At 59.9% G+C, this 24,582-nt stretch carries 26 protein-coding genes; 5 read left to right on the plus strand and 21 right to left on the minus strand.

Translation table 11 applies throughout. The features are described from left to right. Window positions 1-148: 148 nt before the first annotated feature. Together BLO50_RS20405 and BLO50_RS20410 are read right to left on the minus strand one after the other, a co-directional pair. Complete coding sequence (locus BLO50_RS20405; protein ID WP_090256126.1) at window positions 149-1,033, minus strand: SDR family NAD(P)-dependent oxidoreductase; 885 nt, start codon at window positions 1,031-1,033, stop codon at window positions 149-151. Continuing rightward, a complete protein-coding gene (locus tag BLO50_RS20410) occupies window positions 1,030-2,583 on the minus strand; it encodes a flavin-containing monooxygenase (protein WP_090256127.1) in 1,554 nt (517 codons plus the stop codon). The genes BLO50_RS20405 and BLO50_RS20410 overlap by 4 nt, the downstream gene beginning before the upstream one ends. Window positions 2,584-2,698: 115 nt before the next feature. On the opposite strand from BLO50_RS20410, the gene BLO50_RS20415 reads away from it, so the two are divergent. Then, window positions 2,699-3,421 carry a TetR family transcriptional regulator gene (locus BLO50_RS20415; protein WP_090256128.1) on the plus strand — a complete coding sequence of 241 codons (723 nt, stop codon included), beginning with the start codon at window positions 2,699-2,701 and terminating at the stop codon, window positions 3,419-3,421. 108 nt (window positions 3,422-3,529) lie between these two features. Next, window positions 3,530-5,095, plus strand: coding sequence for a cation:proton antiporter family protein (locus tag BLO50_RS20420; RefSeq protein WP_090256129.1), 1,566 nt, complete (start codon window positions 3,530-3,532; stop codon window positions 5,093-5,095). A gap of 23 nt (window positions 5,096-5,118) precedes the next feature. Here the strand turns inward: BLO50_RS20420 and BLO50_RS20425 are convergent, their stop codons facing one another. From BLO50_RS20425 to fnr, 4 genes are all read right to left on the minus strand, one after another. Then, complete coding sequence (locus tag BLO50_RS20425; protein ID WP_090256130.1) at window positions 5,119-5,946, minus strand: metal-dependent hydrolase; 828 nt, start codon at window positions 5,944-5,946, stop codon at window positions 5,119-5,121. A gap of 303 nt (window positions 5,947-6,249) precedes the next feature. After that, a complete protein-coding gene (locus tag BLO50_RS20430; RefSeq protein WP_090256131.1) occupies window positions 6,250-7,065 on the minus strand; it encodes an ion transporter in 816 nt (271 codons plus the stop codon). Between the two features lie 97 nt (window positions 7,066-7,162). After that, complete coding sequence (locus BLO50_RS20435; protein WP_090256132.1) at window positions 7,163-7,711, minus strand: adenine phosphoribosyltransferase; 549 nt, start codon at window positions 7,709-7,711, stop codon at window positions 7,163-7,165. A 25-nt stretch (window positions 7,712-7,736) separates the two neighbouring features. After that, the gene (gene fnr, locus BLO50_RS20440; RefSeq protein WP_090256133.1) at window positions 7,737-8,471 is read right to left on the minus strand and encodes a fumarate/nitrate reduction transcriptional regulator Fnr; all 735 of its coding nucleotides are present in this window, start codon (window positions 8,469-8,471) and stop codon (window positions 7,737-7,739) included. Between the two features lie 153 nt (window positions 8,472-8,624). Here fnr and BLO50_RS20445 point away from each other — a divergent pair, with 153 nt between their 5' ends. Further along, window positions 8,625-9,089, plus strand: a complete 465-nt coding sequence (locus BLO50_RS20445) for a DUF1931 family protein (RefSeq protein ID WP_090256134.1) — start codon at window positions 8,625-8,627, stop codon at window positions 9,087-9,089. 27 nt (window positions 9,090-9,116) lie between these two features. Here BLO50_RS20445 and hemN read toward each other — a convergent pair whose 3' ends face one another. The 15 genes from hemN to ccoN (BLO50_RS20520) form a co-directional block, all read right to left on the minus strand. Beyond that, window positions 9,117-10,499, minus strand: a complete 1,383-nt coding sequence (gene hemN, locus BLO50_RS20450) for an oxygen-independent coproporphyrinogen III oxidase (protein WP_090256135.1) — start codon at window positions 10,497-10,499, stop codon at window positions 9,117-9,119. 91 nt (window positions 10,500-10,590) lie between these two features. Beyond that, the gene (locus BLO50_RS20455; RefSeq protein WP_090256136.1) at window positions 10,591-11,274 is read right to left on the minus strand and encodes a sulfite exporter TauE/SafE family protein; all 684 of its coding nucleotides are present in this window, start codon (window positions 11,272-11,274) and stop codon (window positions 10,591-10,593) included. Further along, window positions 11,267-11,485, minus strand: coding sequence for a cbb3-type cytochrome oxidase assembly protein CcoS (gene ccoS, locus BLO50_RS20460; protein ID WP_090256137.1), 219 nt, complete (start codon window positions 11,483-11,485; stop codon window positions 11,267-11,269). The genes BLO50_RS20455 and ccoS overlap by 8 nt, the downstream gene beginning before the upstream one ends. Window positions 11,486-11,488: 3 nt before the next feature. After that, window positions 11,489-11,767, minus strand: coding sequence for a hypothetical protein (locus BLO50_RS20465; RefSeq protein ID WP_090256138.1), 279 nt, complete (start codon window positions 11,765-11,767; stop codon window positions 11,489-11,491). 38 nt (window positions 11,768-11,805) lie between these two features. Then, window positions 11,806-14,214 (minus strand): heavy metal translocating P-type ATPase, encoded by a 2,409-nt coding sequence (locus tag BLO50_RS20470; protein WP_090256139.1) that lies wholly within the window; start codon window positions 14,212-14,214, stop codon window positions 11,806-11,808. Window positions 14,215-14,222: 8 nt separating this feature from the next. Continuing rightward, a complete protein-coding gene (locus BLO50_RS20475; RefSeq protein ID WP_090256140.1) occupies window positions 14,223-14,747 on the minus strand; it encodes a FixH family protein in 525 nt (174 codons plus the stop codon). Between the two features lie 12 nt (window positions 14,748-14,759). After that, window positions 14,760-16,172 carry a cytochrome c oxidase accessory protein CcoG gene (ccoG, locus tag BLO50_RS20480; RefSeq protein ID WP_090256141.1) on the minus strand — a complete coding sequence of 471 codons (1,413 nt, stop codon included), beginning with the start codon at window positions 16,170-16,172 and terminating at the stop codon, window positions 14,760-14,762. A gap of 136 nt (window positions 16,173-16,308) precedes the next feature. After that, window positions 16,309-17,298, minus strand: a complete 990-nt coding sequence (ccoP, locus tag BLO50_RS20485; protein WP_090256142.1) for a cytochrome-c oxidase, cbb3-type subunit III — start codon at window positions 17,296-17,298, stop codon at window positions 16,309-16,311. Next, window positions 17,295-17,480: a cbb3-type cytochrome oxidase subunit 3 gene (locus tag BLO50_RS20490; protein WP_090256143.1), complete on the minus strand. Its 186-nt coding sequence runs from the start codon at window positions 17,478-17,480 to the stop codon at window positions 17,295-17,297. Before BLO50_RS20490 ends, ccoP (BLO50_RS20485) begins: the two co-directional genes overlap by 4 nt. A gap of 6 nt (window positions 17,481-17,486) precedes the next feature. Beyond that, the gene (ccoO, locus tag BLO50_RS20495; RefSeq protein WP_090256144.1) at window positions 17,487-18,095 is read right to left on the minus strand and encodes a cytochrome-c oxidase, cbb3-type subunit II; all 609 of its coding nucleotides are present in this window, start codon (window positions 18,093-18,095) and stop codon (window positions 17,487-17,489) included. After that, a complete protein-coding gene (gene ccoN / locus BLO50_RS20500; protein WP_090256145.1) occupies window positions 18,095-19,537 on the minus strand; it encodes a cytochrome-c oxidase, cbb3-type subunit I in 1,443 nt (480 codons plus the stop codon). The genes ccoO (BLO50_RS20495) and ccoN (BLO50_RS20500) overlap by 1 nt, the downstream gene beginning before the upstream one ends. A 370-nt stretch (window positions 19,538-19,907) precedes the next feature. Next, window positions 19,908-20,846, minus strand: coding sequence for a cytochrome-c oxidase, cbb3-type subunit III (ccoP, locus tag BLO50_RS20505; RefSeq protein ID WP_090256146.1), 939 nt, complete (start codon window positions 20,844-20,846; stop codon window positions 19,908-19,910). Next, window positions 20,843-21,028: a cbb3-type cytochrome oxidase subunit 3 gene (locus BLO50_RS20510; RefSeq protein ID WP_090256147.1), complete on the minus strand. Its 186-nt coding sequence runs from the start codon at window positions 21,026-21,028 to the stop codon at window positions 20,843-20,845. The genes ccoP (BLO50_RS20505) and BLO50_RS20510 overlap by 4 nt, the downstream gene beginning before the upstream one ends. A gap of 3 nt (window positions 21,029-21,031) precedes the next feature. After that, a complete protein-coding gene (ccoO, locus tag BLO50_RS20515) occupies window positions 21,032-21,640 on the minus strand; it encodes a cytochrome-c oxidase, cbb3-type subunit II (protein WP_090256148.1) in 609 nt (202 codons plus the stop codon). Further along, on the minus strand, window positions 21,640-23,079 hold the full coding sequence (gene ccoN, locus BLO50_RS20520) for a cytochrome-c oxidase, cbb3-type subunit I (protein ID WP_090256149.1): 1,440 nt from the start codon (window positions 23,077-23,079) through the stop codon (window positions 21,640-21,642). The genes ccoO (BLO50_RS20515) and ccoN (BLO50_RS20520) overlap by 1 nt, the downstream gene beginning before the upstream one ends. 105 nt (window positions 23,080-23,184) lie before the next feature. On the opposite strand from ccoN (BLO50_RS20520), the gene BLO50_RS20525 reads away from it, so the two are divergent. Both BLO50_RS20525 and nfuA read left to right on the plus strand, forming a co-directional pair. Then, window positions 23,185-23,874 carry an alpha/beta family hydrolase gene (locus BLO50_RS20525; protein ID WP_090256150.1) on the plus strand — a complete coding sequence of 230 codons (690 nt, stop codon included), beginning with the start codon at window positions 23,185-23,187 and terminating at the stop codon, window positions 23,872-23,874. A gap of 108 nt (window positions 23,875-23,982) precedes the next feature. After that, window positions 23,983-24,567 (plus strand): Fe-S biogenesis protein NfuA, encoded by a 585-nt coding sequence (nfuA, locus tag BLO50_RS20530; RefSeq protein ID WP_090256151.1) that lies wholly within the window; start codon window positions 23,983-23,985, stop codon window positions 24,565-24,567. Window positions 24,568-24,582: the final 15 nt, after the last annotated feature.

The following is a 24,582-nucleotide window of genomic DNA, read 5'->3' on the forward strand; positions in this document are numbered from 1 at the left end:
CTGATAATTTATCGCGCCAACTACAGTTATGCCAATTGAATGCACGCGGTGTGCATCTCGCGCATGCAAACGCCAGGGTGGCTGCCAGGCATGCCAGGCATAAAAAAGCCCCAGACACCTGCGGCGCTGGGGCTTGTGGACTAGCCGGTTACTCCACGGCAGCCTGGACTTTCTTGCTTGAGCCTTTCGGCGCAAAGCGCGCGGCCAGACGCATGGAGGCGGTCACCAGGCGTTGGTAGAACGCCGGCAATAGGCGCTGCATGCCATCCAGGGCGAAGGCGTCCGGGCCTATCAGGATGCGCCGCTTGTTTGCCAATACGCCGTTGATGATCACCTGGGCGGCTTTCTCCGGAGTGGTGCGCAGCAACTGGTCGTTGAACTGCTGACGTGCCTTGTCGGCATCCTGGCCGGTAACGCTGCTCAGGCTGGCGTTCATCCGCGCGGTCTTGGCGATGTTGGTCTTGATCCCGCCGGGGTGCACGCAGCTGGCCGATACGCCGCAATCGGCCATGTCCAGCTCCTGGCGCAGCGACTCGGTGAAGCCGCGCACAGCGAACTTGCTGGCGTTGTAGGCGCTCATGCCCGGTTGAGCGAACAGGCCGAACACGCTGGACACGTTGACGATATGGCCGCTGCCCGATGCCTTGATATGCGGCAGGAAGGCCTTGGTGCCGTTGACCACGCCCCAGAAGTTGATGTTCATGATCCACTCGTAGTCGGCGTAGTCGTTGCCTTCCACGGTGCCGCCCTGGGCCACGCCGGCGTTGTTGAAGATCGCGTTGACCCGGCCGAACTCGCTCACCACCTGGTCAGCCCAGGCATGCACCGCTTCACGGTCGGCGACGTTGACCAGGGTTTCGCTGACCTTGACCCCGAGCTTGCGCGCCTGGGCGGCGGTTTCCGCCAGGCCCTCGGCATTCACATCGGAGAGCGCGAGTTGGCAACCCTGGCGGGCCAGGCCGAAGGCCAGGGCGCGGCCAATACCGGAACCTGCGCCGGTGATGGCGGCTACCTTGTTTTCAAACGACTTCATGCGCTGGCCTCCTGGGCAGTCAATTGGATAGCGCTGGTCTGCGCCGGGTGTGCCGCGTGTTTACGGCTGAAATGATAGGCCGCTGGGTCAAAGTTGCGCGTCAGCAGGCGAAAACGCCAGGTAAAACCGGGCCACACGGTGCAGTTGCGGCCGCTCACCGGGTGCAGGTACCAGCTGGTGCAGCCGCCGGCATTCCATACTGTGTTACCCAGGCTGCCTTGTAGCTTGCCGTTGAATTTGTCCTGCACCGTCTGTTTGACTTCCAGGCTTTGCAGCTCTTGCTCACCAATCAGCTTGAGCGCGCCGAGCACGTAATGGATCTGCGACTCGATCATATAGACCATCGAGTTGTGACCCAGGCCGGTGTTCGGCCCCATCAGGAAGAACAGGTTGGGGAAGCCGGCGGTCAGCGTGCCTTTGTAGGCCTGCGGGCCTTCCGGCCAGGTATCGAGCAGGTCAACGCCGCCACGACCAAACACCACGCCGCGCGGTAGCGGATCGCTCGGGGTGAAGCCGGTGCCGAAGATGATCGCGTCGATCTCGCGCTCTTTACCGTCCACGGTGCGGATGCTGCCGCTACGAATTTCCTCGATGCCATCGGTGATCAGGTCGACGTTGGGCTGGGTCAGTGCCGGGAAGTAGTCGTTGGAGATCAGCACGCGCTTGCAGCCCATCAGGTAATCCGGGGTGACCTTGGTGCGCAGGATCGGGTCCTTGATCTGCTTGTTGATGTACCACTTGCCGACTTTCTGCGCGAGGGTCATCACCTTGGGCAGCATGGCAAAGCCGATCACCCGGCTTTCCAGCAGGGCATAGATAGCGCCGCGCCAGAGTTTCTGCAGCAGCGGGAAGCGTTTGAAGCGATTGCGTTCCCGCTCGCTGATGGCGCGGTCCGGCTTGGGCATGATCCACGGTGCGGTGCGCTGGTACAGATCGAGCTGGCTGACCTGCTTCTGGATCTGCGGTACGAACTGAATCGACGAGGCGCCCGTGCCGATTACCGCAATGCGTTTGCCGGTAAGGTCATAGCTGTGGTCCCACTGCTGCGAGTGGAAGATCTTGCCGGTGAAGTCGCCCAGGCCCTTGAGCGCCGGAATCGATGGGGTGGACAACGCACCCATGCCCGAGACCACGAACTGCGCGGTATAGCTGTTGCCGGCGCTGTCGCTGATCTGCCACAGCTCCTGCTGCTCATCCCAGGCCAGGCGGGTGATTTCGGTGTTCAGCTGGGTGTGGTTCTGCAGGCGGTACTTGCTCCAGCAGCCTTCCAGGTAACCCTGGATTTCTGGCTGCTTGGCAAACATACGCGTCCAGTTGGGGTTCTGCTCGAACGAAAAGGAGTACAGGTGCGATTGCACGTCACAACCGCAGCCCGGGTAGTTGTTCACCCGCCAGGTGCCGCCGACTCCGGCTTCTTTCTCGAACAGCAGGAAGTCATGTTCACCGGCCTGCTTCAGGCGGATGGCCATACCCAGGCCAGAGAAGCCTGTGCCGATAATGGCCACCTTGCAGTGGCGGGTGGCAGTAGGGGGTGAGACGGGTGCATTCATGGCCAAGCTCCTGTTATGTTTATTGCTGGCGTATACATCTGTATACCAAGGTAGACAAATGTATACTCGCCAGCAAGCAGCATTCTCACAAGCCAACTTTTAGGTAGGGTTCGTCATGCAGGCAGACGCCAGCGAGCAGCAGCCAGCCGCAGAAAAAGCCACTGAGGCCCCCGGTAAGACCCTGTTACTGGAGGCCGCGTTACGTCTCACCTCAACCAGTCGCAGCCTGAGCAACCTGGGCTTGCGCGAGTTGGCGCGTGAGGCGGGGCTGAATCCCAATACCTTCTATAGGCACTTCAAGGATGTCGATGACCTGGGTCTGACGGTGATCCGACAAATCTCCACCCAGCTGCGCCAACCGCTGCGCGCCCTGCGCCGCGAAGCGGCCGAGCGAGCGGTGCAGTCGACCCAGGCCAGCGCGCCAATGCTGTTTGGCATTGACCTGCAGCGCGGCCGGCGGGTATGCCATGAAACCGTGCAGTTGTTCTTCGATTTCGTTGCGCAGAACCCTGAGGCGTTCATCATCGGTGTACGCGAACTGCATGGCGCCTCGGCCGTGCTGCGCGTGGCCCTGCAGGAAGTGATGGATGAATTCGGTGCGGACATGGCCGAGGACATCATCGCCTTCAAGCTGCTGCCGGACATGGTCAACTCAGCAGTGGTGCGGCAGGTGTCGAACCTGATCAGCCGCAATCTGTTCCAGCTGTCGCTGGACTACATTGGCCAACCCGAGCGGCAAGCGGCGATCTGCGCGTTGGCTGAAGAGCAGATCGTTATGCTGTTTACCGGCGCTAGCGTGTTGCAAAGCCTGGGGCAGTTGAAGTTGCCGGTTGAGTAAACACGGCCGCAACTGAGGCGAGTCAATGCGGCGCCATCTATGGGCGTTATGCTAGGCCGGCATAGTGCTACCGCGCTGTTTTGTCGTTTGCCCCATTAAGGACCCTCTATGATTGAAGCCACCTGGATTGCCTTTGCCTTTGTCATGGGGCTGGTGGCGCGAGGTATTGGTCTGCCGCCGCTAGTGGGCTACCTGGGGGCTGGCTTTGCTCTGGCCGGTTTTGGCGAGCATATCGGGGTTGGCCCGCGTGACAGCGCGGCGTTGGATCATATTGCCCACCTGGGCGTGCTGCTGTTGCTGTTTACCGTGGGCCTCAAGCTGAAAATCGGCAACTTGGTGCGGCGTGAGGTGATCGGCGGCGGCCTGCTGCATTTCGCTATTTCCAGCCTGATCTTCCTCCCGGCGATTCTGTTGCTGCTGGAACTACCCTGGGATCAGGGGTTGCTGCTGGCCATTGCCTTGTCGTTTTCCAGCACGGTGCTGGCGGCCAAGGTGCTGGAGGGCAAGCGCGAGCTGCGCGCCTTCCACGGGCGGGTGGCGATTGGCGTGTTGATCATCCAGGACCTGATTGCCCTGGTGGTGATGAGCCTGGCCAGCGGCAAAGTGCCGTCGGCCTGGGCGCTGCTGCTGTTCGGTTTGCCACTGCTGCGGCCGTTGCTGTTTAAGATGCTCGATGTCAGCGGTCACGAGGAGCTGATGGTGCTGCTCGGCCTGCTACTTGCGCTGGTGCTGGGCGGTTACGGCTTCGAGCAACTGGGGCTGAGTTCCGAGTTAGGCGCGTTGGCCTTTGGCGCCATGCTGGCCAAACATAAGCGCGCCACCGAGCTGGCCAACTCGCTGTGGGGCATCAAGGAAATCTTTCTGGTCGGCTTCTTTCTGCAGATCGGCATTGGCGGCCTGCCGGATGCCGCTGCCTTGAAGTTTGCCCTAGTCATGGCCGTGCTGTTGCCGCTCAAGGGCGTGCTGTTCTTCTTTCTTTTTCTGCTGTTCCGCCTGCGCGCGCGCAGTGCCTTTCTCAGCAGCGTCAGCCTGACCAACTACAGCGAGTTTGGCCTGATCATGGCCAGCGTGGTACTGCCGGAGTGGATGATTCCCCTGGCGATTACCGTTGCGCTGTCCTTTGTGATTTCCGCACCGCTCAATCGGGTTGTTCATCCGCTATACGAGCGCCTGGCTAAACGTCTGACGGCCCTGGAGCGCAATATCCGTCATCCGGATGAACAGCCGGTTTCTCTAGGCCTTTCCCAGGTGCTGGTAATGGGCATGGGGCGTACCGGACGTGCAGCCTATGACTACTTGCGGGAGAAGGACTATCAGGTGGTGGGCCTGGATTCCGACCCGGTGGTGATCGAGCAGAGCAACAAGGTGGGGCGTAGCGTGCTGTTTGCCGACGGCGAGGACCCGATGTTCTGGCAGCACCTGCAGATGCCCAACATCGACGCAGTGATCCTTGCGCTGAATGATGAAGAGGCCAAGGTGATTGCCACGCAGAAGCTGCGCGAGCGCGGATTTAACGGGTTGGTGGTGTCACACGCGCTGTATGAGGATATTGCCATGCGCATTCAGCAGGCCGGTGCCGACCGTACTTATCTGACCATGAGCGAGGCGGGTGCCGGTCTGGCCGAACATGTATTGCGTACGCTGAAAAGCCGTGCCGAGGCTGACGCGAATTAGCGGTCAGCCTTGGCAAGCTGGGCTTAGCTGAAGCCCAGACGCTGGCGCCAGCGTTTTTCCAGCGCTTTGCTATCGTGGTCCAGCGGGTGGAAACCAGGGCGGTAGTAGTCCAGGTACGGCAGGATCAGTTTGGTCAGGAAGCCGTTGCGTGGGCCGAACAGGGTTTTCAGGCCCTTGCCCCAGCTGCGCCAGTTGAACAGTTGGCCGTCCTTGCGCAGCAGGTGCAGCTGGAACCAGCCAATCACTCCGAAGAAGATCACGGTGGAAATCGCCATCATGCCAACGCGCGTGAAGTAGCCGCCGTAGACCTTCTGGTACACGTCGTAGCAGACCGCCTTGTGTTCGTTCTCTTCAATCGCGTGCCACATCCACAGTTGATAGAGCTTGGGGTCATTCATCTGGGTGGTCAGGTCTTCGCGTTGCAGCAGTTGCTCGGCCATGGTCGCGGTGAAGTGCTCCAGGGCACAGGTGGCGGCCAGGCGCTGCTTCTTGGTGGTGATCTTGGTCACCCACTCCAGCAGCACCTTGATGCGCAGTTCCAGCAGTTCCAGGTCGATATTGTGCTCGGCGGCGTAGTCGTTATAGGCCGCGTGCTCTTTCGAATGCATGGCTTCCTGGCCGATAAACGCGCTGATGTCCTTCTTCAGCTGCGGCTCGGTGACCTTCTCGCGCACGGCGCGCACGCTGTCGACAAAGAACTTCTCGCCATAGGGAAACAGTGACGACAGGTTGTTCATGAAGTGACTCATGAATGGGTCGCCGGCAAACCAGAACTTCTGGCTTTCATCGAAGGTGAAGTCCATGCGGCGCACGGGAAAGCTGGCGGTTGGGGTGCTGGTTTTGGCTGTCATAAGGGCGACTCCTCGGCATATTGATCGCGTTCGCGACCGCTCTTGTTTTAGGGCTTGGGACGACAGGCTGGGCTGTCTTGGGCCGTGATTAATCTTTAGCCGAGGGCGTTTTAGGCGCGAGGTCATTCCTGGCCAGGGCGGCTGGAATTGCGCCAACTTATGGATAGTTGTCGGACAGTTCGTCAGGCTCAGGCGCTTTAAGGGCACGAACTCGCAGGGAGAGGGGCGTGGGGGAAATACGGTCTATGCCAGTACTGCATCGCGCCAGGCCGGCGCGATGCAGTACTGGTACTTGTGTTGGTTTCAGCGTTGCTGGCGCAGCTCGGCAACCTCGGTGCGCAGGGCGCGCAGTTCATCGAGTAGCAATTGCTCGGTGGGCGAGGGCGGAGCGAGTTTGGCTTCCTGCTCATGGGTGGTCTGCATGGCATTGACCACCACGGCGATAAACAGGTTGAGCATCATAAAGGTGGCAATCAGGATAAACGGCAGGAAATACATCCACGCCAGCGGGAACTGCTCCATCACCGGGCGCACGATGCCCATCGACCAGCTTTCCAGGGTCATCACCTGGAACAAGGTATAGAGGCTGGCACCGAGGCTGCCGAACCATTCGGGGAAGGCCGCGCCGAACAGTTGCGTGGCCATCACCGCCGCCACGTAAAATATCAGGCCGAGCAGCATGGCGATGCTGCTCATGCCCGGCAGTGAGGACAGCAGGGCTTCGACCACCCGGCGCATGTTCGGGTTGATCGAAATCAGCCGCAGCACCCGCAACACGCGCAGCGCACGCAGCACGGCGAATGGACCGCTGGACGGCACCAGGGCTACGCCCACCACCAGGCAGTCAAATACCGCCCACGGATCGCGCAGCAAGCCCAGGCCTCGGGCGACAAAGCGCAGCGCCAGCTCCAGGATAAATACCGCGAGAATTAGCTGATCCAGCGTCAGCAGCAATTCGCCCCACTCGGTCATCAGGTCTGGGTAGGTCTGGATGCCGAGAATTGCGGCGTTGAGGATGATCAGGGCGGTGACCAGGCGGGTGATGGCTGTGCTTTCCATCAGCGCGCCGAGGCGCAGACGCCAATGAGTGGTTGGCGGGTTCATGGGTGTTTCGTTCATGGTCTGTGGGGTTCTTGTGTAAGCGGTGAGCGAATCAGTTCGCGAGGGGCAGCCTGGCCCGGACATGCAGCGCTGCCGTCAGGGCCGTGGAGCAGAGTTATTGATCGGTGAGGGCGAAGCTGGTCAGGGCAAAGGTGGGGATACCGCTGTCCTGTAGCTTCTGCGAGCCGCCCAGTTCGGGCAGATCGATGATCGCGGCGGCTTCGATGATGCTCGCACCCATGCGCCGTACCAGTTGTGCGGCGGCCAGCAGGGTGCCGCCAGTGGCGATCAGGTCATCGAAAATCAGCACCTTGTCGCCTTCGCAGAGGCTGTCGGCATGGACTTCCAGTTTGGCTTCGCCGTACTCGGTCTGGTAGCTCTCGCTTAGTACGTCTGCGGGCAGCTTGCCTTGCTTGCGGAACAGGATAAGTGGTTTATTCAGCTCATAGGCGATGATCGAGCCGATCAGAAAACCGCGCGCATCCATGGCGCCGATATGGCTGAAATCGGCTTCGACGTAGCGCTGGATAAAGCTGTCGGCCACCATGCGCAGAGCACGTGGCGACTGAAACAGCGGGGTGATATCGCGAAAGATCACGCCTGGCTTGGGGAAGTCCAGCACCGGGCGGATCAGGGTTTTGATAGTGAATTCGTCGAAGATCATCGGCTAGGTTCTCAGGGCGGGTCGATCAGCCCTCGAGGTTACCGCCGGCAAGGGCGCACAGCTCGATGGGGTCGAGGATATGCACTTCCTTGCCTTCGGCTTCGAGCAGCTTGTTCTGTTGGAAGCGGGTAAATACCCGCGATACGGTCTCCACCGCAAGGCCCAAATAGTTACCAATTTCGTTACGCGACATGGCCAGGCGGAACTGATTGGCCGAGAAGCCGCGTGCGCGGAAGCGTGCCGAGAGGTTGACCAGGAAAGTGGCGATGCGTTCATCGGCGGTTTTCTTCGACAGCAACAGCATCATCTGCTGATCGTCGCGGATCTCACGGCTCATGATGCGCATCAGCTGGCGGCGCAGTTGCGGCAGCTGCACCGACAGCTCGTCGAGGCGCTCGAAGGGGATTTCGCACACTGAGGTGGTTTCCAGAGCCATTGCTGACACCGGGTACGCGTCACTGTCCATGCCGGACAGACCGACTAGCTCGCTGGGCAGGTGGAAGCCGGTGATCTGTTCGTCGCCGCTGTCGCTCAGGCTGAAGGTTTTCAGTGCGCCGGAACGTACCGCGAACACCGAGTTGAAGGCATCGCCCTGGCGGAACAGGAATTCGCCCTTTTTCAGCGGGCGGCCGCGTTTGACGATTTCGTCGAGCGCGTCCATGTCTTCCAGGTTCAGGGACAGCGGCAGGCACAGACTCGCCAGGCTGCAATCCTTGCAATGGGCTTGGTGTGGGGTATGCAACTTGATGCTTTCGGACATCGCTGGTGATCCTGAGGGTAAACACACAATAGCCGTAAGGTTACAGCAGGGTGCAGGCTAGGGCCACTAGGGCGCAGTCTGATCGAATGTTCAAGTTTTATCCCGTGCGGCCGATAAGCCAGGTTGCTTTCAATATCTGCAAGGAGCATTCGTATGCGTCTGGAATCGACTCAATTGAGCACCCGCATGAACCTTGTGCTGGAGCGTAAGAGCGCTGCGGCTGAAGGCGTTGCAGAGAGCAGCGAGGCGGATAAGCAGGCGTTTCGCGACAGTCTGCGGGTAAGCCTGTCAGAGCAGGGAAAGGCGCGTTCTGCTGCGGCACAGAAGAACCGCGATATTGATGAGAGCAGCCTGCCGGACGTGGTCAAGGATCTGCTTAAGAGAATCCGCGAGCTCAAGGCGCAGATCGAGGCGAAGAGAAACGAGCTGAAAGAGGTCATGCAGGACCAGAGCCTCGATCCCGAGGCAAAACGCATAAAGATCGAGACGCTGCAAGGCGAGCTGGCCTCGCTGCAGGGCGCGTTGAGCAGCGCCAACGCGACGCTGATCAAGACCCTGCGCGAGCAGGACCTCAGTGATCAGCAGATGCAGGAAGTGGCCAGCCTGGTCATGAAATAAACCCCGGCTTTTTTGGTCCGCTGGCTGCTAGATCACCCGGGAAAAACGCTGCTGATTTAGCTCGCTAAGATAGCGATCAAACAGCATGCACAGCGAGCGCACCAGTAGGCGGCCTGCGGGGCGTACCTCGATGCCCTGGGCATTCAGCTCGATCAACCCATCACTGGCCATCTGCTGCAGCTGCGGCCAGACCTCGGCGAAGTAATTGCGAAAATCGATGGCGTAGGCCTGCTCGATATCTGCAAAGCGCAGCTGAAAATGACAGATCAGCTGTTGAATCACCGCCCGGCGCACGCGGTCGTCGGCATCGCAGTGCAGGCCGCGCAGGGTGGCCAGTTCGCTGTGGCCAAGGCTGTCCTGGTATTTGCTCAGGTCGCTGTTGTTCTGGCAGTAAAGTTCGCCAATCTGGCTGATCGATGAAACCCCCAGGCCAATCAGGTCGCAATGACCGTGGGTGGTGTAGCCCTGGAAGTTGCGTTGCAGGCTGCCATCTTCCTGGGCGCTGGCCAGTTCGTCGTCGGGCAGGGCGAAGTGATCCATGCCGATATAGCGGTAACCGGCGGCGCTCAGTTGCTCAATGCTGGCCTGCAGCATGGCCAGCTTGTCGCCAGGACTCGGCAGGTCGCTGGTGTTGATCCGCCGCTGCGGCATAAAGCGCTCCGGCAGGTGGGCATAGTTGAACAGCGACAGGCGATCAGGTTGCAGGGCAATCACCTCGGCCACGGTGCGGGCGAAGCGCTCCGGTGTTTGCAGCGGCAGGCCGTAGATCAGGTCGATGTTCACCGAGCGGAACTGCAGGGTGCGCGCGGCTTCGACGATGGCGCGGGTTTCCTCCAGGGTCTGCAAACGATTGACCGCGCGCTGTACGGCAGGGTCGAGGTCTTGCACGCCCAGGCTGACGCGGTTGAAACCCAGCTCACGGAGCAGGCCCATGGTCGACCAATCGGCTTCGCGCGGGTCAATTTCAATGCTGTAGTCGCCGCTATCGTCATCCAGCAGGTTGAAGTGCTGGCGCAGGTGGCTCATCAGGTGGCGCAGTTCATCGTGACTGAGAAAGGTCGGCGTGCCGCCGCCGAAGTGCAGCTGCTCGACTTTCTGCTGTGGGTCGAGGTGACGGCTGATGATCTCGATTTCGCGTTCGAGTTTTTCCAGATAGGGCTGGGCGCGGCCGCGATCCTTAGTGATTACCTTGTTGCAGGCGCAGTAGTAGCAAATGTGCGCGCAGAACGGGATGTGCACATACAGCGACAGCGGTCGCAGCGCTTTGCGGCTGTCACGCAGGGCGTGCAGCAGGTCGAACTGGCTGATGCGCTCATGGAACTGCACAGCCGTCGGATAGGATGTATAGCGCGGGCCTGCTTGGTCGTAGCGGCGGATTAGCGAGCTGTCCCACTGGATGGCGTTGAGCATGCGGGTATTCCCGGTTTGGCTATCAATACCGGGCAGTCTATGAGCGGTGCGCCTGAGGTGTTTTGACTTGTATCAAGCGCCCGCTGATCGCTTAGTGGCCCATCAACCAGTGCTGGTGCGGTCCAGGCAGGGTCCACAGACCAAAAAGGATTACCAGAATGCCGCCGGCCATACGCACGCCTTGTTTGCGCAGCAGGGCAGTCAGGCGTTCGGCGGCCATGCCGGTGGCCAGCAGCACCGGCAGAGTGCCGAGACCAAAAGCAAACATCAGAGCAGCGCTGTCGACTGCATTACCTTGGCTGGCGGCCCACAGCAGGGTGCTGTAGACCAGGCCGCAGGGCAGCCAACCCCACAGGCTGCCGAGTATCAAAGCGCGCGGCAGGCTGGTGACCGGCATAAAGCGTCGGGTTAGCGGTTGGATATAGCGCCAGAGGCCTCGACCGAGGGCTTCGATACGGGTCAGGCCACTCCACCAGCCTGCCAGATACAGCCCCATGGCGATCAGCAGTAACGCCGCAATTACTCGCAGGCCCATGACCAAAGGGCTATTGGCTAATGCCCAGCCCGCCAGCCCCAGCAGCAGGCCGGCCAGGCTGTAACTGAAGATGCGTCCCAGGTTGTAGGCCAGCAGTAGCTGAAAGCGTTGTGCGCGCTGCTCGGGTGGGATGGCCAGGGTCAGGGCGCCCATCAGGCCGCCGCACATGCCCAGGCAGTGGCCGCCACCGAGCAGGCCGAGGATCAGCGCTGAAACCAGCAGCGGCAGTAGCTCAAGCACCGGGCTTGTCCTGCTGCGAGTCTTTGGGCTGGTCTTGTTGTTGCTGGCTTACGGCTGCGGTGTGCTTGGGGTCTTCATCGTCGAACAGGATGCTATGAGCCGGGCCGTCGAGGTCGTCGTACTGACCGCTGTCCACCGCCCAGAAGAACAGCCAGATGGCAAAGCCGACCAGGGCAATGGCGACCGGGATCAGGATATAGAGGGCGGGCATGGCTTAGTGGCTCCGGCGCAAGAGTTGCCGCAGATCGAGACTGGCAACTGGGAAGAGTCTGTCAGGGCTGCGGCCGGTCAGCGCGACGAAGGCAAACAGAGCATTAAGGAAAAGCATGATCAGGGTATCCGGCAGACTGTCAGTAAACAGGCTGCTGAGTGTGGTCTGCTGACGGATCAACGCGGTGGCAAAGTGGTAGGCCATAAACAGCTGCAGGCTTACCAGCATTACGGCTAATAAGCGCACCCACCAGGCAATCTTGCCAGTCACGTTGTTTCGCATAAGACCTCGCCGAGCGTTTTAGTGGGCTGTTTGACAGCTTACTGCCGGGGCAGGCGAGTCAGGCGCAGCGCGTTTACCACCACCACCAGTGAGCTGACTGACATACCCAGCGCGGCCCAGATCGGAGTGATCCAGCCAATGGCGGCGAAGGGCAGTACCAGGCCATTGTACAGGCTGGCCCAGGCGAGGTTCTCGATGATGATGTGGCGGGTTCGTTGCGCCATGTGTAGAGCTTGCACCAGGCTGCTCAGACGGTTGGATAGGAGCACGGCATCAGCGCTGGTTTTGGCCAGGTCGGTGGCGCTGCCCATGGCCACGCTGATGTCGGCGGCGGCTAACACGGGCACATCGTTAACCCCGTCACCCAGCATCAGTACCCGACGGCCTTGGCTGTGCAGCTGCTTCAATACCTCAAGCTTGGCATCTGGCGTGAGGCCACCACGGGCGTCTGTTATACCCAGCTGGCGTGCCACTTCGCCGACCATGGGTGAGCTGTCGCCGGACAACAGCATGATCTGCCAACCTTTGCTCTTGGCCATGTCGATCAGTTGCGGGGCATCTTCACGTAGGCGGTCATTCAATACAAACCAGGCCAGCGGCCCTTGCTCATCCCCCAGCAGCAGCCATTGGCCATGTTCACTGGCAATCTTTGGCACGGGCTGAGCACTCAACGCACAGACGAAACTGGCTTCGCCAATACGCAGTACTCGGTTGCCAACCCGTCCTTGCAGGCCCAAGCCCGGATGGCTGTCGACCGCTTCGGCGGCTTCTGGTGCCTGGCCGAAGGCGCGGGCGATTGGATGTTCAGAGCGGTTTTCCAGCGCGGCGGCCAATGCGAGGCAGCTGTCGGCATCCAGCTCGCGTAGAGGATGAATGGCACCAAGGGTCAGGCGACCTTCGGTGAGGGTGCCGGTCTTGTCCAGCACCAGGGTGTCAATTTGATTGAGTCCTTCGAGTACATGGCCGCGGGTCAGCAGCATGCCCAGTTTGTGCAGGGAACCCGTGGCGGCGGTCAGAGCAGTGGGCGTGGCCAGGGCGAGCGCGCAAGGGCAGGTGGCGACCAGCAAGGAAAGCACGATCCAGAACGCGCGTGACGGGTCGAGTTGCCACCAAACCAGACCGACGATGGCGGCTACCACCAGAACTATCAGCAGGAACCACTGCGCAACATTGTCGGCCAATACCGCTAGGCGTGGTTTGTCACTCTGCGCGCGCTCCAGCAGTCGAACGATGGCCGATAGGCGTGTGGCATCACCAAGCGCCTGGACTTCAATCTGCAGCGGGCCTTCGACGTTAAGGGTGCCCGCCGTGACGCTGTCGCCCGTGTTACGCGGTTGCGGCAGGTATTCACCGGTCAGCAACGATTCATCCACGCTCGACTGGCCCTGAACAATGCGGCCATCAGCGGGTAGCAGGGCGCCGGGGGGGACCAGCACTTGATCGCCAATGTGCAGTTCACTCAGCAGAATGCGCTGGCTCTGGCCGTCTGCATCCAGGCGCAAACAAGAAGCTGGCAGCAGGTTGACCAGCTGCGCGGTGGCGGCTGCTGTGCGCTCACGGGCGCGGCGTTCTAGGTAGCGGCCGGCCAATAGAAACAGCGCGAACATGCCCACTGCGTCGAAATACAGTTCACCCTGGCCCGTCACCGTCGACCAGATACCGGCGATATATGCACCGCCAATCGCCAGGGATACCGACACATCCATGGTCAGGTGGCGGGTGCGCAGGTCACGCAGCGCACCCCTGAAGAATTGCCCACAGCAGTAGAAGACTATCGGTGTGGTGAGAAACAGGCTGACCCAGCGCAGGATCTTGTCCAGCTCGGGGCTGAGGTCGATGTTGAATTCCGGCCAAGTGGCCATGGTTGCCATCATCACCTGCATCCACAGCATGCCTGCCACGCCCAGTTCGCGCATGGCGCGGCGGTTCTCGCGCTGCAGCTGTTCAGCGGCGGCATCCGCCTGCCAAGGGTGAGCGGCATACCCGATCTTGCGCAGCGTTTTGAGCAGGCCGCTGAGCGGCAGTTGACTGTCGGCCCAGCGCACCTGCAATCGGTGGTTGGATAAGTTGAGGCGCGCCTCGCTGACACCCGGCAGGCTGCGCAGGTGCTTCTCGATCAGCCAGCCACAAGCGGCGCAACTGATCCCTTCGATCAGCAGGCAGGTTTCGCTGAGTTCGCCGTCGTGCTCGACAAAGGGTTGTTGCACGTCGCGGCGGTCGTACAGCGCCAATTCATCCGGTAACGCCTGAGGCAGGCTTTGCGGATTGGCGGCGCTTTCGCTGCGGTGTTTGTAATAGTGCTCCAGACCGCCGCTGACGATGGCATCAGCCACTGCCTGACAGCCCGGACAACACATTTCACGGGTTGCGCCCAGTACCTGAGCCTGGAAACGGCTGCCGGCAGGAACCGGCAGGCCACAGTGATAGCAGGGAGTTGGCGTGCTCATCGGTGCGCTTATTGAGCATCCCCGAGGAGGATGTTCTGCCCGCTTTTCACGTTTTCTTCTTCAAACAGGCGCCAGTCCTTGCCGCCTTCCTGGCCGACCAGCTCCACAAAACGACGGCCTTGCACGGCATCGATCATCTGGCCGCTGTAACTGCCATCGGCCTGCGGCTGCAGAATCACCCGGCGGTCACGTTCGGGTTGCGTTGGCGAGATCAGGTTAAGCACCAGCTGCTGTGGACGGCTGTTGCCGCTCAGTTGCAGGGTCGCAGTGCCGTTTTCATCGTTGAGCAGCAGGGTGGCATGCAGCTTCAGGCGAATAGCGTGATTTTCCCGCTCCAGTGACTGGTTGATGCCTTTGCCGACATCGTAATAGTCATCGGAGATCAGCCCCGGCGGGTTCTTCGTGGCGATGGTCAGCAGGGTCAGCCCCTGCACCACTGAATAGGCCAACAGGCCAATCAGGAACCAGGGCCAGAATTGCTTGTACCAGGGCTTGATGATCTCAGCGTTCTTTTCAGCTATGGGCTCAGTCATGGTCTTCTCTAATCAGCGCACGCTCGGGCCGATAAAGCGGCTGGCGGCGTCGGTTTTGATACTTGGATCATCCACCGAGTGCAGGTGGAAGGTGATTTCATTGGTGCTAGAAGGCAGTTTTTCAGGGTCGATGGACAATTCGACCGGTAGCGACAGTACCTCGCCTGCGATCGCTTTGATTTCGCGCTTGCCTTCGTACACCAGGCCGTCGAGGCCGTCGGCTTCGATCAGGTACGTGACCTCGTGCTGGGCCTTGTTCATGATCTTCAGGGTGTAGACGTTCTCGATCCGGCCTTCTTCGTTCTCGCGGTAGAGCACGCGGTCCTTGAGTACATCCAGCTCCACCAGCGAACGATCGGCGATAGCCCAGGCGAACACGCAGAGCATCGCCAGCAGGGCGATGGCATAACCGATCAGGCGTGGCCGCACCAGGTTGGTCTTCTGGCCAGACAGGTTGTGCTCGGTGGTGTAACTGATCAGCCCTTTCGGGTAGTTCATTTTCTCCATGATGCTGTCGCAGGCATCGACGCACGCGGCGCAGCCGATGCATTCGATCTGTAGGCCGTCACGGATGTCGATGCCAGTGGGGCAGACGTGTACGCACATTTTGCAGTCGATGCAGTCACCCAGGCCCTCGGCCTTGTAGTCCGCATCACGCTTGCGTGGGCCACGGTGTTCGCCGCGGCGTGGGTCATAGGAGACGATCAGGGTGTCCTGGTCGAACATCACGCTTTGGAAGCGCGCGTAGGGGCACATGTAGATGCACACTTGCTCGCGCAGGTAGCCGGCGTTGCCGTAGGTCGCAAGGGTAAAGAAACCCACCCAGAACAGTGCCCAGCCACCGGCTTGCAAAGTGAACAGTTCGGGGATCAGCTCGCGAATTGGCGTGAAGTAGCCGACGAAGGTGATGGCTGTGACCAGTGACACGCCAACCCAGATGCTGTGTTTAGCCAGCTTGCGGAGAAATTTCTGCGTGGTCATCGGCGCTTTATCGAGCTTCATGCGTTGGTTGCGATCACCTTCAGTGACTTTCTCCGCCCACATGAATACCCAGGTGAAGACGCTCTGTGGGCAGGTGTAGCCGCACCACACGCGACCGGCGAATACGGTAATAAAAAACAGGCCGAAGGCGGCGATGATCAGCAGCGCGGAGAGCAGGACGAAATCCTGCGGCCAATAGGTCGAGCCAAAGATATAAAACTTGCGCTCCGGCAGGTTCCACCAGACGGCCTGACGGCCGTTCCAGGTCAACCATACGGTGCCGAAGTACAACAGGAAGAGGGCTGCGCCACCGAGCATACGCAAGTTGCGGAAAATGCCGGTGAAGGAGCGGGTGTAGATTTTTTCGCGGTTGGCGTACAGGTCAACAACTTCGACCTTGGCCGGGGCAGGGGTGACGTCTTTAACTGGAATCTGTGCGCTCATCAGTTTGTACCACGGCGGTTGATTGGCTGCCCTGGTCGATACGTGCCGGCCGGGGTCATACGGGCTCTTGCGCTATGGTACGCCTGACGATTGCCCAGCAGGTGCGACCTGCGGTCGCGCCTGCCAGGCAGGAGAATTACTTCTCGATTTTTGCTTGCGACAGGCTGTACACGTAAGCCGCTAGCAGATGCACTTTATCGTTGCCCAAGAAATCAGCTTGGGCGGGCATCTTGCCGTTACGGCCGTAGCGCAGAGTTTGTTGCACCTGAGCAAAACTGGAGCCGTAGAGCCAGATTTTGTCGGTCAGGTTAGGTGCGCCCATGGCCTGTTGGCCCTTACCTTCAGCGCCATGACAGACTGCACAATTGGTCGCGAAAATGTTTTGACCTGCGGCAAGGTCAACTTCGATACCTTCCGGATTTTTCAAGCCAGACAGGGTGCGAATGTAGCCGGCAACGTTACGGATGCCTTCTTCGCCGATGCTGTCCTTCCACGCTGGCATCGCCGCCTGACGGCCGGCCATGATGGTGGTTTTGATGGTTTCCGGCTCGCCGCCATACAACCAATCATTGTCAGTCAGGTTCGGGAAGCCATATGCGCCCTTGGCATCAGAGCCGTGGCAGACCGAGCAGTTGGAGGCAAACAGGCGGCCGCCCATTTTCAACGCTTGCTCGTCCTGAGCCACTTGCTCGATCGGCATGGCAGCATATTTGGCAAAGATCGGGCCGTACTGGCTTTCAGCCTTGGCCATTTCCTTTTCCCACTGATGCACACCGGTCCAGCCTGCATTGCGCTCGGCACCACCAGCAATTTCGATGTTCGTTGCGAAAGGCTTCTTCGCTTCGGTATCGAGGTATTCATAGCCTGGCAGCAGACCTTTCCAGTTACCCAGGCCCGGGTAGAGCGCCAGGTAGCCGAGGGCGAAGATGATGGTGCCAACAAACAGCATGAACCACCACTTGGGCAGCGGGTTGTCGAACTCTTCGATACCGTCGAAGGAGTGGCCGACAGTTTCTTCGGTGGTTTCTTCGCGCTGGCCCTTGCGGGTGCCGAAGATCAGCCAAGTCAGGGCAAAGATGGTGCCCAGAGACAGAATGGTTACGTACCAACTCCAGAACGTGGTCATTGGTTATTGCTCCTGGAAGATTGCTCGTCACGCTCGTTGGGTTTGGGATCGTCGGCGAAGGGCAGGTTGGCGGCCTCGTCGAAGCTGGATTTACGCTTGCTGCTGTAGGCCCAGAGCACCACGCCAATAAAGGCGATGAACACCACTGCTGTGCCTATGCCACGAATAGTCCCGATGTCCATCGCGCGTTACCGTTTGTTCTTGATGGAAGTGCCGAGAACCTGCAGGTACGCCACCAGTGCGTCCATTTCGGTCTTGCCTTTTACCGCGTCCTTGGCCCCTGCGATGTCTTCATCGGTGTAGGGGATACCAAAGCCACGCATGACTTCCATCTTCTTGGCGGTGTCCTTGCCGTCGAGTTTGTGCTCGACCAGCCAAGGGTAGGCCGGCATCTTCGACTCAGGCACTACGTTGCGCGGGTTGTACAAGTGCGCACGCTGCCATTCATCCGAGTAACGACCGCCGACGCGAGCCAGGTCCGGGCCGGTACGCTTGGAACCCCACAGGAAGGGGTGATCCCAGACGCTTTCACCGGCTACCGAGTAGTGGCCATAACGTTCGGTTTCGGCACGGAACGGACGAATCATCTGCGAGTGGCAGCCGACACAGCCGTTGGCGATGTACACATCGCGGCCTTCCAGTTGCAGCGCAGTGTAAGGCTTGAGGCCTTCCACCGGCTCGTTGGTAACGTCCTGGAAAAACAGCGGAACGATTTGAGTCAGGCCACCGATGCTGACGGCCAGAACCATCAGCAGCGCCATCAGGCCAATATTCTTCTCAATGATTTCGTGTTTCATCAGTGCGCTACTCCGGCAGGAATCTGTGCAGCCGCTTCATATTCAGAAGCCTTGGCGGCACGCACGGTGCGGTAGGTGTTGTACGCCATCAGCAGCATGCCGGCGACGAAGAACGCACCACCAATCATGCGCACAACGTAGCCTGGGTGGCTGGCTTCCAGCGCTTCAACGAAGGAATAGGTGAGGGTGCCGTCTTCGTTGACTGCACGCCACATCAGGCCCTGGGTGATGCCGTTGACCCACATCGAGGCGATGTACAGCACAGTGCCGATAGTGGCCAGCCAGAAGTGTGCGTTGATCAGGCCAACGCTGTGCATCTGCGGGCGACCAAAGACTTTAGGCAGCAGGTGGTACAGGGCACCGATAGAGATCATCGCAACCCAACCGAGCGCACCCGCATGTACGTGGCCGATGGTCCAGTCGGTGTAGTGCGACAGGGCGTTGACGGTCTTAATCGCCATCATCGGACCTTCGAAGGTCGACATGCCGTAGAACGCCAGGGAAACGACCAGGAAGCGCAGGATTGGGTCGGTACGCAGCTTATGCCAAGCACCCGACAGGCTCATCATGCCGTTGATCATACCGCCCCAGCTTGGTGCCAGCAGGATGATCGACATGGCCATGCCCAGGGACTGTGCCCAATCAGGCAATGCGGTGTAGTGCAGGTGGTGCGGACCGGCCCAGATGTACAGGGTGATCAGCGCCCAGAAGTGCACGATGGACAGGCGGTACGAGTAGATCGGACGCTCGGCCTGCTTCGGCACGAAGTAGTACATCATCCCCAGGAAGCCGGTGGTCAGGAAGAAGCCCACGGCGTTGTGGCCGTACCACCATTGGATCATCGCGTCAGTCGCACCGGCATAGGCCGAGTAAGACTTGAACAGGCTAACCGGAACGGCCGCGCTGTTGACGATGTGCAGCATCGCGGTAACCAGGATAAAGGCCCCGAAGAACCAGTTGCCCACATAGATATGCTTGGTCTGACGTTTGACGATAGTGCCGAAGAACACCACGGCATAAGCGATCCAGACGATGCCCAGGAGGATATCGATTGGCCACTCTAGCTCGGCGTATTCCTTGGAACCGGTGAAACCCATCGGCAGAGTGATCACTGCAGCGACGATCACGGCTTGCCAGCCCCAGAATACGAAGGCAGCAAGGCCATCAGAGATCAGGCGTGCCTGGCTGGTGCGTTGCACCACGTAGAACGAGGTGGCCATCAGCGCGCAACCACCGAAGGCGAAAATCACCGCGTTGGTGTGCAGCGGACGCAGACGGCCAAAGCTCGTCCATTCCATACCCAGGTTAAGTTCAGGCCACACCAGCTGTGCGGCGATGAAAACACCCAGGCTCATGCCAATGACTCCCCAAATCACCGTCATTACGGCGAACTGGCGAACCACCTTGTAGTTATAAGCAGTCGGACTGATTGCTGTGCTCATTATGGGTTCCACGGTTAATGGATTTTTTAGGGGCAAAAATCGGCGGCAAGTATGGAGAAAGCAGGTGCTCATTGCAACGACACATGCCGGCGCGATAGGGCTTACAGGGCTGTTGGTAAGCCTGCATGGTCGCTAATGCAGAGCATAACCGCGAGCAGTAAACGCCTAAACAGGCGTAGCGCAAAGATGGGAATCGCCTTGGAGTTATGACATGTGGCGACTGTCGACAAGATTAGCTCAAGTCGAACGTCGCGAGTGCACTTGGTCGGAAGGGTGCGACCTTGGGTCGCATGATCCGGACGGTTGTCCGAACGCGGGAGGGAGGGGCTGGCGACTGTCAGTCGCCAGCCAGGTGGTGCGGTTTTAGCGATTACTGCTCAGTGACGGTCTGCTGTTGCCAGCTCAGGCTCAGTACATAAGCCGCCAGCAGATGCACTTTGTCGTTGCCCAGGTATTGCTCTTGCGCCGGCATCTGGCCGTTACGGCCATGGCGGATGGTCTGCTGCAGTTGCACCAGGCTGCTGCCGTAGATCCAGCCAGCCGGCTTGGTCAGGTCGGGAGCGCCCAGCATGGCCATGCCGGTGCCTTTGGCGCCGTGGCAAGCCTGGCAGTTGGCGGCAAAAATGGCGGCACCTTTTTCCAGATCAAAGCGCTTGTCGGTGGGCAATGGCAGGCCTGCCAGGTCCTTGCGGACATAAGCTGCGACCTGTTGCACCCCGTCTTCACCAATCACCGCCGTCCAGGCCGGCATCGCCCCAATACGGCCATTGAGGATGGTAGTTTTGATTACGCTGGGCTCGCCGCCCCAGCGCCAGTGGTTGTCGGTCAGGTTAGGGAAGCCCACGGCACCCTTGGCGTCAGAGCCGTGGCAAACCGAGCAATAGGTGGCAAACATACGTCCGCCCATTTTTAGAGCTTGTTCGTCTTTAGCCACTTCTTCCAGGGGCATCGCTGCATATTTGGCGAATATCGGCCCATACAACTCATCAGCCTTATCGACTTCACGCTGCCATTGCTTGACCTGCGTCCAGCCGCCTTCGTATCCGGGCAGTACGCCTTTCCAGCTGCCAAGGCCGGGATATAGCACCAGATAGCCAATTGAGAAGATCAGCGTGCCGAGAAACAGCATGAACCACCACTTGGGCAGTGGGTTGTCATATTCCTCAATACCATCGAAGGCATGGCCCATGGTTTGATCGGTGGGGCTTTTGTGAACTTCGCTTTTACGGGTGGCAAAAATCAACCAGAACAACGCGAGCAGGGTGCCCACGGTCAGCAGGGTGATGTACCAGCTCCAGAAAGTGCTCATGGGGTCTTGCTCCTTGGGGCAGCCAGTGTGGGTTCATCGGCAAAGGGCAGCAGGGCGGCCTGATCGAAAGCCGTGCGGCGTTTAGCGCTGTAAGCCCACAGGGTCACGCAAACAAACGACAGCAGAACCAGTGCAGTGCCGATGCCGCGTAGGGTGCCGGTATCAATAAATTCGAATGACATGGCCTACCTCTTGTTCTTCACGGCTGTGCCGAGCACTTGCAGGTAGGCGACCAGGGCGTCCATTTCACTCTTGCCTTTGACAGCCTCACTCGCGCCTGCGATGTCGTCGTCGCTGTAGGGCACGCCAACCAGGCGCAGGGCTTTCATTTTGGCCGGGGTGTCCTGGCCGCTCAGGGTGCCTTCTACCAGCCAGGGGTAGGCCGGCATCTTCGATTCCGGCACCACGTTGCGCGGGTTGTAGAGGTGCGCACGGTGCCATTCATCCGAGTAGCGGCCGCCAACGCGGGCCAGATCTGGTCCGGTACGCTTGGATCCCCAAAGGAATGGGTGGTCGTAGACACTTTCGCCAGCGACCGAATAGTGGCCGTAGCGCTCGGTTTCAGCGCGGAACGGGCGAATCATCTGCGAATGGCAACCGACGCAGCCCTCGCGGATGTAGATGTCACGGCCTTCCAGCTGCAGCGCGGTGTAGGGTTTTAGGCCCGCCACCGGCTCATTGGTCACGTCCTGGAAGAACAGCGGGACGATCTGCGTCAGGCCGCCGATGCTCACCGCCAGCACCATCATCAGCGCCATCAGGCCGATGTTCTTCTCGAGTATTTCGTGTCTCATCAGTGGGCTCCCTCAAGCGAAAACTGCGCGGCGGCGTCCATCTCGGCGGCTTTGGTATGGCGCACGGTCTGCCAGACGTTCCAGGCCATCACCAGCATGCCGGCGAAGAAGATCGCACCGCCGATCACCCGCACCACAAAGCCGGGGTGGCTGGCTTCCAGCGCTTCGACGAAGGAGTAAGTGAGGGTGCCGTCTTCGTTGACTGCACGCCACATCAGGCCTTGGGCGATGCCGTTGACCCACATCGAGGCGATGTAGAGCACGGTGCCGATGGTGGCGAACCAGAAATGCACGTTGATTAGGGCGATGCTGTGCATTTCGTCGCGGCCGAAGACTTTGGGCAGCATGTGATAGAGCGAACCGATGGACACCATGGCCACCCAGCCAAGGGCACCAGCGTGAACGTGGCCGATGGTCCAGTCGGTGTAGTGGGACAGGGCGTTGACGGTCTTGATCGCCATCATCGGACCTTCGAAGGTCGACATGCCGTAGAACGCCAGGGAGACCACCAGGAAGCGCAGGATCGGGTCGGTGCGCAGCTTATGCCAGGCACCTGAGAGGGTCATCATGCCGTTGATCATGCCGCCCCAGCTGGGTGCCAGCAGAATCAGCGACATCACCATGCCCAAGCTCTGCGCCCAGTCCGGCAGCGCGGTGTAGTGCAGGTGATGCGGGCCGGCCCAGATATACACGGCAATCAGCGCCCAGAAGTGCACGATGGACAGCCGGTAGGAGTACACCGGGCGACCGGCCTGCTTGGGTACGAAGTAGTACATCATCCCCAGAAAGCCTGCCGTGAGGAAGAAGCCCACGGCGTTGTGGCCGTACCACCACTGGATCATTGCATCGGTGGCCCCGGCATAGGCCGAGTAGGACTTGGTCAGGGTTACCGGTACTTCCAGGTTGTTGACCAGGTGCAGCAGTGCAACGGTGAGGATAAATCCGCCGAAGAACCAGTTGCCGACGTAGATATGGCTGACGTTACGCTTGATCACCGTGCCGAAGAACACGATGGCGTAGCTGACCCAGACGATGGTGATCAGAATGTCGATCGGCCATTCTAGCTCGGCGTATTCCTTGGAGCTGGACCAGCCCATGGGCAAACTGATGGCCGCCAGAACGATCACCAGTTGCCACCCCCAAAAGGTGAAGGCGGCAAGCTTGGGTGCGAACAAGGCAGCCTGCGAGGTGCGTTGTACGGCGTAATAGCTGGTGGCGAATAGCGCGCAACCGCCAAAGGCGAAGATCACCGCGTTGGTATGCAGCGGGCGCAGGCGGCCGAAGCTGGTCCACGGCAGGTTGAAGTTGAGTTCGGGCCAGGCCAGTTGCGCGGCGATAAATACGCCGAGCCCCATCCCGACAATGCCCCACACCACCGTCATGATGGCGAATTGGCGAACCACCCTGTAGTTGTAGGCGGAACTGGTTGCTGTGTTCATGTCTGGGCTTCCATCCACGGTTTATAGGCAGATCATCGAAAATCAGCGGCTGCGGGCTTGTACGATCTGCGTCGCAGTCCAACGGATTCTTTAAGCGAGGCAAGCATGAGCAAAGGGCAGGTTGCGGGTATTGACGGGGATCAATACGTGCAGGGGCAGGGTGAGGGCGCGTGGCTGTGGGATCGCCCGCTTGGTGAGACGCGCGCTACCTTGATTCTGGCCCATGGCGCCGGTGCGCCGATGGACAGCGAGTTCATGCAAAACATGGCGCAAAGCCTTGCTGAACGTGGGGTTGCCGTACTGCGCTTCGAGTTCGCCTACATGGCGGCGCGGCGTCTGGACGGCAAGAAACGCCCGCCCAACCCCCAGGTCAAACTGCTTGAGCAATGGCGCGAGGTCTATACCCAGGTTCGGCAGGTGCGCCAACAGGTCGCAGGGCCGTTGGCCATTGGCGGCAAGTCCATGGGCGGACGCATGGCCAGCCTGCTGGCTGATGAGTTGGGCGCTGATGCGCTGGTGTGCCTGGGCTATCCCTTTTATGCCGTCGGCAAGCCGGAAAAGCCACGAGTCGCGCACTTAGCCGAGTTGCATACGCCGACGTTGATCATTCAGGGCGAGCGCGATGCCCTGGGGGATCGTCAGACAGTGGCGGACTACACACTCTCTGAAACGATCAAATTGTGCTGGTTGACCGCTGGGGATCATGACCTCAAGCCGCTAAAAAGCTCGGGCTTCACCCATCAGCAGCACATGCAGACGGCGGCCGATGCGATTGCGCAGTTCCTGTGCGCATAGGCGGCATGGCTGGCGATTAGTGAATGACTGTTATTCCTACTAAAACACTAGGACTTTGCCGGCGCGGGTGAGTGGCGTACACTGCGCCCATGTTTGCGAGGAGTTGCCATGAGCACCATTACCATTACCGACGCTGCCCACGATTATCTGGCTGACCTGCTGAGCAAGCAGAACACCCCGGGCATCGGCATCCGCGTATTTATCACTCAGCCAGGCACCCAGTACGCCGAAACCTGCATTGCCTACTGCAAGCCGGGCGAGCAGAAGGCCGAAGACACCGCATTGGGCCTGGCCAGCTTCACCGCCTGGATCGATGCCGTCAGCGAGCCGTTTCTGGAAGACGCCGTGGTTGACTACGCCACCGACCGTATGGGCGGCCAGCTGACCATCAAGGCGCCGAACGCCAAAGTGCCAATGGTCAACGAAGACAGCCCGATCAACGAGCGCATCAGCTACTACCTGCAGACCGAGATCAATCCGGGTCTGGCCAGCCATGGTGGCGAAGTCAGCCTGATCGACGTGGTCGAAGATGGTATTGCCGTGCTGAAATTCGGTGGCGGCTGCCAGGGCTGCGGTCAGGTTGACCTGACGCTCAAGGAAGGCATCGAGAAAACCCTGCTTGAGCGTATTCCCGAGCTCAAAGGTGTGCGTGACGTGACCGACCACAGCATCAAGGAAAATGCCTACTACTAAGTAGATGGCTAAACA

Source organism: Pseudomonas peli (genome assembly GCF_900099645.1).
GTDB classification, from domain to species: Bacteria; Pseudomonadota; Gammaproteobacteria; order Pseudomonadales; family Pseudomonadaceae; genus Aquipseudomonas; species Aquipseudomonas peli.

Bases quoted from the DNA above. Each gene is read 5' to 3' on its own strand.
- ccoO (WP_090256144.1), bottom strand. From the start codon at position 18,095: ATGAAACACGAAATCATTGAGAAGAATATTGGCCTGATGGCGCTGCTG.
- BLO50_RS20470 (WP_090256139.1), bottom strand. From the start codon at position 14,214: ATGAGCACGCCAACTCCCTGCTATCACTGTGGCCTGCCGGTTCCTGCC.
- BLO50_RS20475 (WP_090256140.1), bottom strand. From the start codon at position 14,747: ATGACTGAGCCCATAGCTGAAAAGAACGCTGAGATCATCAAGCCCTGG.
- BLO50_RS20405 (WP_090256126.1), bottom strand. From the start codon at position 1,033: ATGAAGTCGTTTGAAAACAAGGTAGCCGCCATCACCGGCGCAGGTTCC.
- BLO50_RS20430 (WP_090256131.1), bottom strand. From the start codon at position 7,065: ATGAACGAAACACCCATGAACCCGCCAACCACTCATTGGCGTCTGCGC.
- BLO50_RS20525 (WP_090256150.1), top strand. From the start codon at position 23,185: ATGAGCAAAGGGCAGGTTGCGGGTATTGACGGGGATCAATACGTGCAG.
- BLO50_RS20490 (WP_090256143.1), bottom strand. From the start codon at position 17,480: ATGGACATCGGGACTATTCGTGGCATAGGCACAGCAGTGGTGTTCATC.
- hemN (WP_090256135.1), bottom strand. From the start codon at position 10,499: ATGCTCAACGCCATCCAGTGGGACAGCTCGCTAATCCGCCGCTACGAC.
- ccoG (WP_090256141.1), bottom strand. From the start codon at position 16,172: ATGAGCGCACAGATTCCAGTTAAAGACGTCACCCCTGCCCCGGCCAAG.
- BLO50_RS20415 (WP_090256128.1), top strand. From the start codon at position 2,699: ATGCAGGCAGACGCCAGCGAGCAGCAGCCAGCCGCAGAAAAAGCCACT.
- BLO50_RS20420 (WP_090256129.1), top strand. From the start codon at position 3,530: ATGATTGAAGCCACCTGGATTGCCTTTGCCTTTGTCATGGGGCTGGTG.
- BLO50_RS20410 (WP_090256127.1), bottom strand. From the start codon at position 2,583: ATGAATGCACCCGTCTCACCCCCTACTGCCACCCGCCACTGCAAGGTG.
- ccoN (WP_090256149.1), bottom strand. From the start codon at position 23,079: ATGAACACAGCAACCAGTTCCGCCTACAACTACAGGGTGGTTCGCCAA.
- BLO50_RS20445 (WP_090256134.1), top strand. From the start codon at position 8,625: ATGCGTCTGGAATCGACTCAATTGAGCACCCGCATGAACCTTGTGCTG.
- nfuA (WP_090256151.1), top strand. From the start codon at position 23,983: ATGAGCACCATTACCATTACCGACGCTGCCCACGATTATCTGGCTGAC.
- BLO50_RS20425 (WP_090256130.1), bottom strand. From the start codon at position 5,946: ATGACAGCCAAAACCAGCACCCCAACCGCCAGCTTTCCCGTGCGCCGC.
- ccoS (WP_090256137.1), bottom strand. From the start codon at position 11,485: ATGCCCGCCCTCTATATCCTGATCCCGGTCGCCATTGCCCTGGTCGGC.
- BLO50_RS20465 (WP_090256138.1), bottom strand. From the start codon at position 11,767: ATGCGAAACAACGTGACTGGCAAGATTGCCTGGTGGGTGCGCTTATTA.
- fnr (WP_090256133.1), bottom strand. From the start codon at position 8,471: ATGTCCGAAAGCATCAAGTTGCATACCCCACACCAAGCCCATTGCAAG.
- BLO50_RS20435 (WP_090256132.1), bottom strand. From the start codon at position 7,711: ATGATCTTCGACGAATTCACTATCAAAACCCTGATCCGCCCGGTGCTG.
- ccoN (WP_090256145.1), bottom strand. From the start codon at position 19,537: ATGAGCACAGCAATCAGTCCGACTGCTTATAACTACAAGGTGGTTCGC.
- ccoO (WP_090256148.1), bottom strand. From the start codon at position 21,640: ATGAGACACGAAATACTCGAGAAGAACATCGGCCTGATGGCGCTGATG.
- BLO50_RS20510 (WP_090256147.1), bottom strand. From the start codon at position 21,028: ATGTCATTCGAATTTATTGATACCGGCACCCTACGCGGCATCGGCACT.
- ccoP (WP_090256142.1), bottom strand. From the start codon at position 17,298: ATGACCACGTTCTGGAGTTGGTACGTAACCATTCTGTCTCTGGGCACC.
- ccoP (WP_090256146.1), bottom strand. From the start codon at position 20,846: ATGAGCACTTTCTGGAGCTGGTACATCACCCTGCTGACCGTGGGCACC.